General features: G+C 70.5%; 14 protein-coding genes. All 14 read right to left on the minus strand.

What is annotated here, in order from left to right; all coding sequences use genetic code 11:
* Positions 1–88 precede the first annotated feature (88 nt).
* Entirely contained in the window at positions 89–649 is a 561-nt protein-coding gene (locus C8250_RS11185; protein ID WP_138352633.1) for an adenine phosphoribosyltransferase, read from the minus strand.
* The gene (gene secF, locus C8250_RS11190; RefSeq protein ID WP_138352634.1) at positions 646–1,806 is read right to left on the minus strand and encodes a protein translocase subunit SecF; all 1,161 of its coding nucleotides are present in this window, start codon (positions 1,804–1,806) and stop codon (positions 646–648) included. Before secF ends, C8250_RS11185 begins: the two co-directional genes overlap by 4 nt.
* Positions 1,806–3,584 carry a protein translocase subunit SecD gene (gene secD, locus C8250_RS11195; RefSeq protein ID WP_138352635.1) on the minus strand — a complete coding sequence of 593 codons (1,779 nt, stop codon included), beginning with the start codon at positions 3,582–3,584 and terminating at the stop codon, positions 1,806–1,808. The genes secF and secD overlap by 1 nt, the downstream gene beginning before the upstream one ends.
* Positions 3,585–3,674: 90 nt before the next feature.
* A complete protein-coding gene (yajC, locus tag C8250_RS11200) occupies positions 3,675–4,109 on the minus strand; it encodes a preprotein translocase subunit YajC (RefSeq protein ID WP_138352636.1) in 435 nt (144 codons plus the stop codon).
* Positions 4,110–4,269: 160 nt separating this feature from the next.
* The gene (ruvB, locus tag C8250_RS11205; protein ID WP_138352637.1) at positions 4,270–5,346 is read right to left on the minus strand and encodes a Holliday junction branch migration DNA helicase RuvB; all 1,077 of its coding nucleotides are present in this window, start codon (positions 5,344–5,346) and stop codon (positions 4,270–4,272) included.
* 107 nt (positions 5,347–5,453) lie between these two features.
* On the minus strand, positions 5,454–6,077 hold the full coding sequence (gene ruvA, locus C8250_RS11210; protein ID WP_138352638.1) for a Holliday junction branch migration protein RuvA: 624 nt from the start codon (positions 6,075–6,077) through the stop codon (positions 5,454–5,456).
* Positions 6,074–6,613 (minus strand): crossover junction endodeoxyribonuclease RuvC, encoded by a 540-nt coding sequence (gene ruvC, locus C8250_RS11215; RefSeq protein WP_138352639.1) that lies wholly within the window; start codon positions 6,611–6,613, stop codon positions 6,074–6,076. Before ruvC ends, ruvA begins: the two co-directional genes overlap by 4 nt.
* A gap of 126 nt (positions 6,614–6,739) precedes the next feature.
* Positions 6,740–7,492 carry a YebC/PmpR family DNA-binding transcriptional regulator gene (locus tag C8250_RS11220; protein ID WP_138352640.1) on the minus strand — a complete coding sequence of 251 codons (753 nt, stop codon included), beginning with the start codon at positions 7,490–7,492 and terminating at the stop codon, positions 6,740–6,742.
* A gap of 60 nt (positions 7,493–7,552) precedes the next feature.
* Positions 7,553–8,149 carry a pyridoxal 5'-phosphate synthase glutaminase subunit PdxT gene (gene pdxT, locus C8250_RS11225; RefSeq protein WP_274599397.1) on the minus strand — a complete coding sequence of 199 codons (597 nt, stop codon included), beginning with the start codon at positions 8,147–8,149 and terminating at the stop codon, positions 7,553–7,555.
* A 7-nt stretch (positions 8,150–8,156) separates the two neighbouring features.
* Entirely contained in the window at positions 8,157–9,068 is a 912-nt protein-coding gene (gene pdxS, locus C8250_RS11230) for a pyridoxal 5'-phosphate synthase lyase subunit PdxS (RefSeq protein WP_138352642.1), read from the minus strand.
* Between the two features lie 82 nt (positions 9,069–9,150).
* The gene (locus C8250_RS11235; RefSeq protein WP_138352643.1) at positions 9,151–9,708 is read right to left on the minus strand and encodes a LemA family protein; all 558 of its coding nucleotides are present in this window, start codon (positions 9,706–9,708) and stop codon (positions 9,151–9,153) included.
* A gap of 22 nt (positions 9,709–9,730) precedes the next feature.
* Complete coding sequence (locus C8250_RS11240; RefSeq protein WP_138352644.1) at positions 9,731–10,936, minus strand: glycosyltransferase family 4 protein; 1,206 nt, start codon at positions 10,934–10,936, stop codon at positions 9,731–9,733.
* Positions 10,933–11,850: a phosphatidylinositol mannoside acyltransferase gene (locus C8250_RS11245; protein ID WP_138352645.1), complete on the minus strand. Its 918-nt coding sequence runs from the start codon at positions 11,848–11,850 to the stop codon at positions 10,933–10,935. Before C8250_RS11245 ends, C8250_RS11240 begins: the two co-directional genes overlap by 4 nt.
* Positions 11,847–12,518, minus strand: a complete 672-nt coding sequence (gene pgsA / locus C8250_RS11250; RefSeq protein WP_138352646.1) for a phosphatidylinositol phosphate synthase — start codon at positions 12,516–12,518, stop codon at positions 11,847–11,849. Before pgsA ends, C8250_RS11245 begins: the two co-directional genes overlap by 4 nt.
* Between the last annotated feature and the right edge of the window lie 200 nt (positions 12,519–12,718).

Below are 12,718 nucleotides of genomic sequence, written 5' to 3' on the forward strand. Positions count from 1 at the left end.
ATCTGTGGCAGGAGGCGGGCGCCCGGTGGTTTCCGGGCGCCCGCCTCCGGGCGGTGCTGTGGTGCCGCAGGGCGCTGTGCCTGTGGTGTCAGACGATGATCAGTGCGTCCAGCGGGGCGCCCGCGAGGGCGGTGGAGAGCCGTTCGCGGCCCTTGAGGAAGCCGAGCTCCAGCAGGACCGCGACCCCGGCCACCTCCGCGCCGGTCCGCCGGATGAGCTCCAGCGAGGCCTCGGCGGTGCCGCCGGTGGCCAGCACGTCATCGATGACCAGGACCCGGTCGCCGGGGGCGAGGGCGTCCTGCTGCACCTCTATCTCGGCGCTGCCGTACTCCAGCTCGTAGCGCTGCGACAGCGTCGCGCCGGGCAGCTTGCCCGCCTTGCGCACGGGCACGAAGCCGAGGTGGGCCCGGGCCGCCGCGGGGGCGGCGAGGATGAACCCGCGCGCCTCCAGTCCGGCGACCTTGGTGGCGCCATGGCGCGCGCAGAGCACGGCCAGGGCGTCCACCAGGGCGTTGAACGCGTCGGGGTCGGCCAGCAGCGGGGTGATGTCCTTGAACATCACACCCGGCTGCGGGTAGTCCGGCACGTCCCGGATCCGGCCGAGCAGCTGCTCGCGCAGCGCTTCGGCGCCGGCCGCGGTCGCCGTCACCGCCGCTTCCCGGAAGGACGGTTCTTGCCACGGTTGCGGGCGGCCTGGGGACGCTGGCCGACCACACCGCCGGCGGCGGCACGGTCGCCGTCCTCCGGCTCGTCGTCCTCGGCGTCCTCGGCGGCGGCGACGTCCTCACGGGCGCGCCGGTCCTCGTCGGCCGGGTCCACGCCCTTGGCGGCGTCGGCCTTGCGCTTGGCCAGCACGCGCTTCTTGAGGGCCTTGATCTCCGGGTCGCGCTCCTTGAAGTCCGCGACCAGCGGGGTCGCGATGAAGATCGAGGAGTACGCACCGGCGGTGAGGCCGACGAAGAGCGCGAGCGCGATGTCGTTGAGGACACCGGCTCCGAGGATGCCGCCACCGATGAACAGCAGGGCACCGACGGGGAGCAGCGCGACGACCGTGGTGTTGATGGAACGCACCAGGGTCTGGTTCAGGCTGCGGTTGGCCAGCTCGCTGTACGTGTAGCGGGTCTGCTTGGTGATGCTGCGGGTCGTCTCCTTGAGACCGTCGAAGACGACGACGGTGTCGTAGAGGGAGTAACCGAGGATCGTCAGCAGACCGATCACGGTGCCCGGGGTGACCTCGAAACCGACGAGGGCGTAGACGCCGACGGTGATCGTGAGGTCGTGGATCAGGGCGACGAGGGCGGCGATGGCCATCCGCCACTCGAAGGCGATGGCGAGATAGATCACCACCAGGATCATGAAGATGATCAGGCCGGTGAAGGCCTTCTTCGAGATCTCCTCACCCCAGCTGGGGCCGACGATCTGTGCGTCGATCTTGGTCGAGCCGCCGAGGTCGGTGGCGACCTGCTCCTGAATGGTCTTCGACTCCTCGGTGGAGATGTCGCTGACCTGGATCCGGACGCCGCCGTTGCCGAGCTTCTGCACGGTGGCGACATGACCGCCGGTGTGGCCGGCGATCTTGTTCTGCACGTCGGTGACCGAGTACGGCGTCTTGCCGGTGGTGAAGACCGCGCCACCGGAGAACTCGATGCCGAGCTTGAGGCCGTTGATCGCCAGGCCGGCGATGGCCACGATCGTGATCAGGATCGAGACGCCGTACCAGAGGTTGCGCTTGCCGACGAAGTCGTAGGCGATCTCGCCACGGTGCAGCCGGTGTCCGAGCTGTCCGAGATTACCGAGCTTGGACATCAGGCCTCCTTCGTCTCGGTGCTCGTCCTGCGGCGGACGCGGCGGATGGGGGCCTGGACACCCAGGCCCTTCGGGTCGAGGCCGGACCACTTGTGGCCCTCCGCGAAGAACTTGTTGCGGGCCAGGATCGTCATCAACGGCTTGGTGAAGAGGAACACCACCACGACGTCGAGCAGGGTGGTCAGACCCAGCGTGAACGCGAAGCCCTGGACCTTGCCGACCGTGACGGCGAACAGCACCGCGGCGGCCAGGAAGGACACGAAGTCCGACACCAGGATGGTGCGCCGGGCGCGCGGCCAGCCGCGGGCCACGGCGGGCTGCAGCGAGCGGCCCTCGCGCAGCTCGTCACGGATCCGTTCGAAGAAGACGATGAACGAGTCCGCGGTGATACCGATGGCGACGATGGCTCCACAGACGGCCGGCAGGTTCAGCGCGAAGCCGATGGCCGGGCCGAGCAGGGACATCAGCGTGTAGGTGAGTGCCGCCGACACCAGGAGGCTGACGATCGCGACGAGGCCGAGGCCCCGGTAGTACGCCAGCATGTAGAGCACGACCAGCGCGAGGCCGACGGCGCCCGCGATGAGGCCGCCGCGCAGCTGCTCGCCGCCGAGTGCGGCGGAGACCGTGGTCACGTCGCTGATGTCGAAGGACAGCGGCAGCGAACCGTAGGACAGGACGTTCGACAGGTTCGTCGCGGACGTCTGGGTGAAGCTGCCGAAGATCGTCGCGCTGCCGCCGGGCAGGGCCTGCGAAACCGAGGGCGCCGAGACGACGTTGCCGTCGAGGTCGATCGCGAACTGGTTCAGCGGGGGCTGCTGGGCGGCGAGCTGCGTGGTGACCCTCGTGAACTTCTTGGCGCCACCGCCGGTGAAGCTGAGGTCGACGACCCAGCCGTTGCCGGACGTGGTGTCGAACTTCGCACTGGCCTTGGAGACGTCCTTGCCGTCGAGGACGGCCGGGCCGAGCGCGTACTTGTACCAGATCTTGTCCTTGCCGTCGCCACGCTCGCCGCAGCCGACGACCTTGTTCTCCGGCTTGACACCCTGGTTCGCGGCCAGCCGCTGCTTCGGGTCGTTGCAGTCAAGGGCGGTGAACTTGGCCTGCAGATCGGCCGGAATCGTGCTGTCCAGCGTGCCGGCCGGGGGCGCGGACGGGGTGGGCGTCGGGGTCGGCGCCTTGGCCGGGTCGGCCTTCAGACCGTCGGTGACCGCGCGGCCCTGAGTGGTGGCGCTCGACGAGGGAGTGGCCTTCGTCGAGGGCGTGCTCTTCGGCGTGGCCGTACCGGTCGGCTTGGTACCGGGCTTGCCCGACGGAGTCGCCGAAGGGGTCACGGACGGGGTGGGCGTCGCCGGCGGCGTCTTGGCCGCCGGGGGGTTCGCCTGCTCGGCGAGCACCTGCCGGAAGTACAGCTGGGCGGTCGTGCCGACCTGCTCCTGCGCCTGCTTGGGGTCGGTGCCCTTGGGGATGTTGACAATGATGTGATTGTCGCCCTGGGTCTGCACCTCCGCCTCGGAGACACCAAGACCGTTCACACGCTGGTTGATGATGCTCACAGCGGTGTTCATGTTGGTCTTGTTGACCGCGCCGGCCTGATCGCTCTTGGCGGTCAACGTGATGCTGACACCGCCTGCGAGGTCGATGCCCAGTCGCGGCTTGGTGTTGTGCGAGAGGAACATCGTCCCCGTCAACGCCACGAGCGCGATCAGGATCGCGGCCAGGGCGCGCCCGGGGTACCCCTGACTCCCCGAGGACCTGCGGCCCTTCTTGGGTGCTGCCACCTTCTTGTATCTCCCTGTCCAACCAGCCCCCGGGCCTGCGCGCCCGTGGGGTGGCCACGAAGTGATGTGAGAGTCCGGACCGACGCGCCCTTACTTGGGGTCGGTGCCGTCCTTCTTCGGCTCGTCCTCCGTCTTGCTCAGGTCGATGCGCTCGTCATCGGCGGCCTCGGCCGTCACGGCGTCCTCATCGGTGGCCGCGTCCCCGTCGGTGTCCTCGGAGCCGTCCTCCAGCTCGTCCGGCTCGATGCCGTGCACGATCCGGTCGTACTCGGACTGGTCCAGGACGGCGCCGATGGAGTTCTTCGCGAAGTGCGCGTGCACCCCGTCGGCCAGCTCCAGGAGGACGGTGTCCTCGTTGACTTCCTTCACCACGGCGTACATGCCGCCGATGGTGCGGACACCGGAGCCCGGTTCCATCTGGTTCCGCATCGTCGCCGCCTGCCGCTGCTTGTTCTTGGCAGACCGGGTCATGAGGAACATGGCACCGATAAGGATGATGAACGGGAGGAGCAAGCCGATACTCACGATTTACAACGTTCCTTCGCACGGCCGCGGTGGCTGGCCTGATCTACGGGGGTGTATGCCGTTCCGGAGGAAGGGCGTCGGCGGAGTCTAAGCGAGTCCTCGCCGGTGAAACAACGCCCAGCATGGCACTGGGGTTCCTGGGGGGCGAGTCCCCATGCCGTCACGGTCCGAACAGGCCACCCTGGCCGGGGCCCCCGGGCTGCTGGGGCGGGACCAGGCCGAGGTGCGTCCAGGCCGCCCGGGTAGCCACCCGGCCACGGGGAGTACGCGCCAGCAGACCCTCCCGGACCAGGAACGGTTCGGCGACCTCCTCGACCGTCTCGCGCTCCTCACCGACGGCGACCGCCAGTGTCGACAGACCGACCGGGCCGCCGCCGAACAGCTGGAGCAGGGCGCGCAGCACCGCCCGGTCCAGCCGGTCGAGGCCTCGGGCGTCCACCTCGTAGACCTCCAGGGCCTGCGTGGCGATCTCGCGGGTGATCCGGCCGTCGGCTCTGACCTGCGCGTAGTCCCGGACCCGGCGCAGCAGCCGGTTGGCGATACGGGGCGTGCCGCGGGAGCGGCCGGCGATCTCCGCACCGCCGTCCGTCTCGATCTCGACGTCCAGCAGCCGGGCCGAGCGGTGGATGACGCGTTCCAGCTCGGCGGGGGCGTAGAACTCCATGTGGCCGGTGAAGCCGAAGCGGTCCCGCAGCGGGGGCGGCAGCAGGCCGGCCCGGGTGGTGGCGCCGACCAGGGTGAAGGGCGGCAGCTCCAGCGGGATGGCGGTGGCGCCGGGACCCTTGCCGACGATCACGTCGACCCGGAAGTCCTCCATCGCCATGTAGAGCATCTCCTCGGCGGGCCGGGACATGCGGTGGATCTCGTCCAGGAACAGCACCTCGCCCTCCTGGAGGGAGGAGAGGATCGCGGCGAGGTCGCCCGCGTGCTGGATGGCCGGGCCCGAGGTGATGCGGATCGGGGCGCCCATCTCGGCGGCGATGATCATCGACAGGGTGGTCTTGCCGAGGCCGGGCGCTCCGGAGAGCAGCACGTGGTCGGCGGTGCCGCCGCGCTTCTTGGCGGCCTTGAGCACCAGGTCCAGCTGCTGCCGCACCCGTTCCTGCCCGACGAACTCACCGAGGTCCTTCGGCCGCAGCGCGGCCTCGACGGCCTGGTCCTCACCGTCGGCATCGGAGCCGACCAGCCGGTCCGGCAGCTCGCCGGCGGTCGGGGGTGCGGGCTCGTCCCAGTTCATGTCGGACTTTCGGGTCGTCGGTGCGGGGCTCGTGGGTGCGGGGCTCGTCGGGTCGTAGCGGCGTCAGGCAGTCGGTGCGGGGATCGTGTCCGTGCGGCGGCATGCCCTCAGCGGGTGCGGTTCAGGGTCTGGAGGGCCGCTCGCAGCAGTGCGGACACATTGGGCGCTCCGCCCCCGGCCAGCTCCGCCTCTGCCTGCGGCGCGACCGCTGAGACCGCTTCGTCGGCCTCGCGGGTGGCGTAGCCGAGCCCGATGAGCGCCGCGTGCAGCTGGTCGCGCCAGGAAGCGCTGACGGGGCTGCCGATCCCGCGGTTCGCCCCGGGGCCGACGGGCTCGCCGAGCCGGTCCTTCAGTTCCAGCAGGAGCCGCTGGGCGCCCTTCTTGCCCACGCCGGGGACGGCGGTGAGCGCTTTCTCGTCCCCGGTGGCCACCGCGATCCGCAGGGCGTCCGGGGAGTGCACGGCGAGCATCGTCTGCGCGAGGCGCGGGCCGACGCCGCTGACGGTCTGCAGCAGCTCGAAGACCAGCCGCTCGTCGTCGTCCGCGAAGCCGTACAGGGTGAGCGAGTCCTCGCGGACGATCAACGACGTCGAGAGTCTGGCCGGCTGCCCGGTCCTGAGGGTGGCGAGGGTGCCCGGGGTGCACAGGACGGACATGCCGATGCCGCCCACCTCGATGACCGCGGCGTCCGGGGCGAGTGCGGCGACCGGGCCGCTGACGAAGGCGATCATGCTCGGGGCTCCTGGATTCGTGCCGGCCGGTGGGCGGCGATGGCCTGTTGGAGACGGTTGGTGGCGGTACCGCGCCAGAGGTGGCAGATGGCCAGCGCCAGCGCGTCCGCGGCGTCGGCCGGCTTGGGCGGGGCGTCCAGGCGCAGCAGCCGCGTCACCATGGCGCCGACCTGGGCCTTGTCCGCCCGTCCGCTGCCGGTGACGGCGGCCTTGACCTCGCTGGGGGTGTGCAGATGGACGGGGAGTCCGCGCCGGCTGGCGCAGAGCATCGCGACGGCGCTGGCCTGGGCGGTGCCCATGACCGTGCTGACGTTGTGCTGGCTGAACACCCGCTCCACGGCGACGACTTCCGGCCGGTACTCGTCCAACCACGCCTCGATGCCGCGCTCGATGAGGACGAGTCGGTGCCCGATATCCGCGTCGGCCGGGGTGCGCACCACGCCTACGCCCAGCATCGTCAACGGGCGCCCGGGGACGCCGTCCACGACTCCGATGCCGAGCCGGGTCAGTCCCGGGTCCACGCCGAGTACCCGCACCCCGTCACCCCTCAAGCCCTGTCGGTCAACTGTTCCTGCAGGTTAGCCGTTCCCACCGACAACGCCGCCAACGCCGACGGGCCGGCGGGATGTGTCCCGCCGGCCCGTGGTGCTGACAACGCGGAATCAGGCGTCGACCTGCTCCATGACCTCGTCGCTCACGTCGAAGTTGGCGAAGACGTTCTGCACGTCGTCGCTGTCCTCCAGCGCGTCGATCAGCTTGAAGATCTTGCGGGCGCCGTCCTCGTCGAGCTCCACCTGCATGGTGGGGACGAAGTTGGCGTCGGCCGAGTCGTAGTCGATGCCCGCGTCCTGGAGCGCGGTACGGACCGCGACCATGTCGGTGGCCTCGCTGATGACCTCGAAGGACTCGCCGAGGTCGTTGACCTCTTCGGCCCCGGCGTCCAGCACGGCGCCCAGCACGTCGTCCTCGGAGAGTTCACCCTTGGGGACGATGACGACGCCCTTGCGGTTGAACAGGTACGAGACCGAGCCCGGGTCCGCCATGGCGCCGCCGTTGCGGGTCATCGCGACCCGGACGTCGGAGGCCGCGCGGTTGCGGTTGTCGGTGAGGCACTCGATGAGCACCGCGACACCGTTCGGCCCGTAGCCCTCGTACATGATCGTCTGGTAGTCGGCGCCGCCGGCTTCCAGACCGGCACCGCGCTTGACCGCGCTGTCGATGTTCTTGTTCGGGACCGAGCTCTTCTTCGCCTTCTGGATGGCGTCGTAAAGGGTCGGGTTACCGGAGACGTCACCGCCACCCATGCGCGCCGCCACCTCGATGTTCTTGATCATCTTGGCGAACAGCTTGCCGCGCTTGGCGTCAACCACGGCCTTCTTGTGCTTGGTGGTAGCCCATTTAGAGTGGCCGGACATCGCCAGCTCCTTACAACGTCGCCAGTAGAAATGAACAGAAGAGATCCTACCGGGGTCGGGCTAGCCCGCGGTGCGCACCATGTCGACGAAGAGCTCGTGAACCCGGTGGTCGCCGGTCAGCTCGGGGTGGAACGAGGTGGCCAGCAGGTTTCCGGAGCGTACGGCGACCACGGTGCCGTCCTCGAGCCGGGCCAGTACCTCGGTCCGCTCGCCGGTCGACTCGACCCACGGGGCGCGGATGAAGACGCCCTCGACCGGGCCGCCGCCGATGCCGGTGATCTCCACGGCCGCTTCGAAGGACTCGTTCTGCCGCCCGAAGGCGTTGCGGCGCACGATCATGTCGATGCCGCCGATGGTCTCCTGGTCGTCCCGGCCGTCCAGGATCTTGTCGGCGAGCATGATCATTCCCGCGCAGGATCCGTAGGCCGGCATTCCGGCCGCGACCCGCTCGCGCAGCGGCTCCAGCATGCCGAAGATGACCGCCAGCTTGGACATCGTGGTGGACTCGCCGCCGGGGATGACCAGGCCGTCGATCCCGGCGAGCTCGGCCGGCCGGCGCACAGGCACGGCCTGTGCGCCGGCGGCGGTGAGCGCCGCGAGGTGTTCGCGTACATCGCCCTGCAGGGCCAGTACGCCGATGGTGGGTATGGCGCTCACGGTCCGGTTACCAGCCGCGGTTGGCGTAGCGCTCGGACTCGGGGAGGGTGTCGCAGTTGATGCCGACCATGGCCTCGCCCAGACCGCGCGAGACATCCGCGATGACCTTGGGGTCGTCGTAGAAGGTGGTGGCCTTCACGATGGCGGCGGCGCGCTGCGCCGGGTCGCCGGACTTGAAGATGCCGGAGCCGACGAAGACACCCTCGGCGCCGAGCTGCATCATCAGGGCGGCGTCCGCCGGGGTGGCCACACCGCCGGCGCTGAAGAGCACGACGGGCAGCTTGCCGAGGCCCGCGACCTCCTTGACCAGCTCGTACGGGGCCTGGAGGTTCTTGGCGGCGACGAACAGCTCGGTCTCGTCCAGGGTGCCGAGGCGGCGGATGTCGGTGCGGATCTGGCGCATGTGGCGCACGGCCTCGACGACATTGCCGGTGCCGGCCTCACCCTTGGAGCGGATCATGGCCGCGCCCTCGGCGATCCGGCGCAGGGCCTCGCCCAGGTTGGTCGCGCCGCAGACGAAGGGGGTGGTGAAGGCCCACTTGTCGCTGTGGTTGACCTCGTCGGCCGGGGTCAGGACTTCGGACTCGTCGATGTAGTCGACACCGAGCGCCTGCAGGACCTGGGCCTCGACGAAGTGGCCGATACGGGACTTCGCCATGACGGGGATGGACACCGCGTTGATGATGCCGTCGATCATGTCCGGGTCGGACATACGGGCCACGCCGCCGTCCTTGCGGATGTCGGCGGGCACCCGCTCCAGGGCCATGACCGCGACGGCGCCGGCGTCCTCGGCGATCTTCGCCTGCTCGGCGTTGACGACGTCCATGATCACGCCGCCCTTGAGCTGCTCGGCCATACCGCGCTTGACGCGCGCGGTGCCGGTCTCGGGGTTCTGGGCGGTGGCGGGGGTGGTGGACACGGTATGACCTCACTCGATGACGAATGGTGCGTTGTACCCATCCTGAACCGGTCCACCTGGCCGGAAAAGGGCCAATCCGGGGTCAGTGGCCTGCCGCGCCGTCCGCTGTGAACGCCATCGGTGGCTCGTCGTCCATCTCGAAGGCCAGCGGGAAGGGCGCGTGGCCGGCCAGCCGGAACCAGCGCACGACCCGGTGCCTGCGCACCGCCCGCGCCGCCCGGACCGCGTCGTTGTGGAAGCGGCGGGCCATCGGCACCCGGCGTACGGCCTGGGTCAGTTCGCCGACGGTCTCCTCGCCGCCGGGCGCGGCCAGCACCGCCTCGACGGCGTCCGGTTCGGCGAAGACCGCGCGCAGCGCCTGGCTCAGCTCGCTCTCGGCCACCTCTCGGTGCTCGTCCTCGGCCTGCCGGGCGGCGTGCGCGGACTGGTAGAGGACGATGGACGCCGCCGGGTCCAGCACCCCGGACGTCGCGAGCTCCTGGGCCACCGAGGCGCGGCGCAGCAGCTGCGCGTCCAGGGCGGCACGGGCGGCGTCGATACGGGCGTGCAGCCGGTCAAGGCGGCCCGCGGTCCAGCTCAGGTACAGGCCGATGGCAACGACAGCCACCGCGACCCAGATGAAGGTGGTCACGGGCGGCAAGGCTACCGTCGCGCCGGGTACTTCAGTCCCGGGCGAGCCCCAGGCGGGCGCGCAGGCCGACGCGTTCGTCGGTGGCGACGGCGGTGGCGCCCTCCGTCACCGTCTCGTAGACGGACAGGATGTCGGCGCCGACCGTGCTCCAGTCGAAGCGGCGGACGTGCCTGCTGCCCAGTTCCCGCAGCTCCGCGAGGCGCTCGGGGTCACCGAGCAGCCGCACCGCGGCGGCCGCGAGCGCGTCGGCGTCCTCGACGGGGAACAGTTCGCCCGCCGCACCGCCGTCCAGGACCTGGCGGAAGGCGTCCAGATCGCTGGCGAGCACCGGGGCGCCGGCCGACATCGCCTCGACGAGGATGATGCCGAAGCTCTCGCCGCCGGTGTTGGGGGCCACGTACAGGTCGACGCTGCGCAGCAGCCGGGCCTTGTCCCGGTCGCTGACCATGCCGAGGAACTCCACCTGGCCGCGTAGGTGTTCCGGCAGGGCCTCGACGGCTTCCTTCTCGTCACCCTTTCCGGCGACCAGCAGCCGGGTGTCCGGGCGTTCGGCGATGATCTTCGGCAGGGCCCGCATCAGGGCGGGCAGGCCCTTGCGCGGCTCGTCGATCCTGCCGATGAACCCGATCGTCCCGCCCGGCCGCGGCACGCCGTCCAGGGCCGTGCTGCGCGCCCCTTCCGACTGCCACTTCGGCTCGGCCTCGGCGGTGGCGAAGAAGTCGACGTCCACGCCGTTGGGGATGACCACCGCGTCGCCGCCGAGGTGCTCCACCAGGGTGCGCCGGGCGTACTCGCTCACCGCGATGCGCGCGCGGATCTTCTCCAGCGCGGGCTGCAGGATCGGATAGGCGGCGATCATGGCCCGCGAGCGCGGGTTGGAGGTGTGGAAGGTCGCGACGATCGGCCCCTGGGCCGCCCAGCAGGCCAGCAGGCCGAGGGACGGCGAGGTCGGTTCGTGGATGTGGATGACGTCGAAGCCGCCGTCGTGCAGCCAGCGGCGCACCCGCGCGGCGGACAGGAAGCCGAAGTTGAGCCGGGCCACCGAGCCGTTGTACGGCACGGGGACGGCGCGGCCCGCGGAGACCACGTACGGCGGGAGCGGCGTCTCGTCGTCGGCGGGCGCGAGCACGGAGACCTCGTGGCCGAGCTTGATCAGGTGCTCCGCGAGGTCGCGGATGTGGAACTGGACGCCGCCGGGGACGTCCCAGGAGTACGGGCAGACGATCCCGATCCTCAAAGTTTCTCCGTTCCGGAACTGTTCGGACGCGCTTCGAGATCGGCGAGCCACAGCCGTTGGAGCATGTGCCAGTCCTGGGGGTGCTCGGCGATCCCGGAGGCGTAGGCGTCGGCGAGGTCCTGGGTCATGACCGCGGCCTTCTCGGCCCGTTCCCCGAGCTCGGGGACCTCGACCGGCGGGTGGATCCGGCCCCGCATGATCGTCGAGTCGTCGTACCAGAGGGTGACCGGCAGCAGCAGCGCGCCGGTCTGCTGCGCGAGCATCGCGGGGCCGGCGGGCATCCGGGTGGCCTCGCCGAAGAACTTCACCTCGATGCCCGAGGCGGACAGGTCGCGGTCGGCGACGAGGCAGACCAGGCCGCCCGCGCGCAGCCGGCGGGCGAGGGTGCCGAAGGCGGAGCCGCCGGTGTGCGGCAGTACCTCCATGCCGAGTCCCTCGCGGTAGGCCACGAACCGGTCGTACAGCGTCTCGGGCTTGAGACGTTCCGCGACGGTGGTGAACGGGACGCCGATCTTGGTGGTCACCCAGGCGCCGGCCAGGTCGTAGTTGCCCATGTGCGGCAGCGCCAGGATGACGCCCTTCCCGGCGGCCAGGCCGTCCTTCAGGATGTGCGCGTCCTGGATGTCGACGCCGGTGCGGAAGCGGTCCCGGTCCCAGGAGGGCATCCGGAAGGACTCCATCCAGTACCGCAGGTAGGAGCGCATTCCGGCCCGGGACAGCTCGCGCAGCCGGGCCTCGTCCGCGTCCGGCACGACACGGGCGAGGTTGGACTCCAGCCGGAGCACTCCCTTGCCGCGCCGCCGCCAGACCAGGTCGGCGATCTGCCGGCCGAGGGCGTTCGCCACCGGTTCCGGCAGCTTCTTCACCGCACTCCAGCCCAGGCCGTAGAGGCCGTCGATCAACCGGTCCTTCACGCGGCGCCGCCCCCGTTCGCACCGGCGACGGCGTCGGCCGCGTCGGCCTCCGCCGCCTCTCGGCGCACGGTGACGACCCGCTGGATCAGGGTCACCAGGCTGCCCGCGGCGACGACCCACAGCGCGATCGGCAGAAGCCACTCGATATAGGGAACGCCGAACTTGTGCAGCCCGGCGAGACCGCACAGGACGAGGGTGATGACGAGCCGCTCGGCACGCTCCACCAGCCCGTTGACGTTCACCGGCAGGCCGATGGCCTCACCGCGGGCCTTGGTGTAGGACACCACCTGGCCGCTGGCGAGGCAGAAGATCGTCACCGCGCAGAGCACGAGGTCGTCACCGCCCCCGGCGTACCAGAGCGCGAGCCCGCCGAAGACCGCCGAGTCGGCGACCCGGTCGAGGGTGGAGTCGAGGAAGGCGCCCCATCGGCTGGACACCCCGGACTGCCGCGCCATGTTCCCGTCGACCAGGTCCGAGAAGACGAACAGGGTGATGACGACGGTGCCCCAGAAGAACTCGCCCATGGGGTAGAAGACCAGCGCACCCGCCATCACTCCCCCGGTGCCGATGAGGGTCACCGCGTCGGGGGTGACCCCGATGCGCAGCAGGAACGAGGCGAACGGCGTGAGAACACGCGTGAAGAATGCACGCGCGTACTTGTTCAGCATGGCCTTCCCGGATGGATCGGTGGATGTCGGCTGGCCCGGTCGGCCACTGGACGGCCCATCGTAGCCAGCCCTCGTCGTCCGTATGCGGGAGGCACCCGCCGGTACCCTGGGGACGTACGACGTATGGACGCACCGTGACCGCCGTGGGAAGGTCGGATAACCGCGGGCGTCGCCGGAAACCCTCCCTTTGTACCCCGTCC

Source organism: Streptomyces sp. So13.3 (genome assembly GCF_005860785.2).
Lineage (GTDB): Bacteria > Actinomycetota > Actinomycetes > Streptomycetales > Streptomycetaceae > Actinacidiphila > Actinacidiphila fildesensis.

What these genes read in the sequence shown, in the direction of transcription:
- secF (WP_138352634.1), bottom strand. Translation starts at nt 1,806, where the DNA reads ATGTCCAAGCTCGGTAATCTCGGACAGCTCGGACACCGGCTGCACCGT.
- ruvB (WP_138352637.1), bottom strand. Translation starts at nt 5,346, where the DNA reads ATGAACTGGGACGAGCCCGCACCCCCGACCGCCGGCGAGCTGCCGGAC.
- ruvA (WP_138352638.1), bottom strand. Translation starts at nt 6,077, where the DNA reads ATGATCGCCTTCGTCAGCGGCCCGGTCGCCGCACTCGCCCCGGACGCC.
- C8250_RS11220 (WP_138352640.1), bottom strand. Translation starts at nt 7,492, where the DNA reads ATGTCCGGCCACTCTAAATGGGCTACCACCAAGCACAAGAAGGCCGTG.
- pgsA (WP_138352646.1), bottom strand. Translation starts at nt 12,518, where the DNA reads ATGCTGAACAAGTACGCGCGTGCATTCTTCACGCGTGTTCTCACGCCG.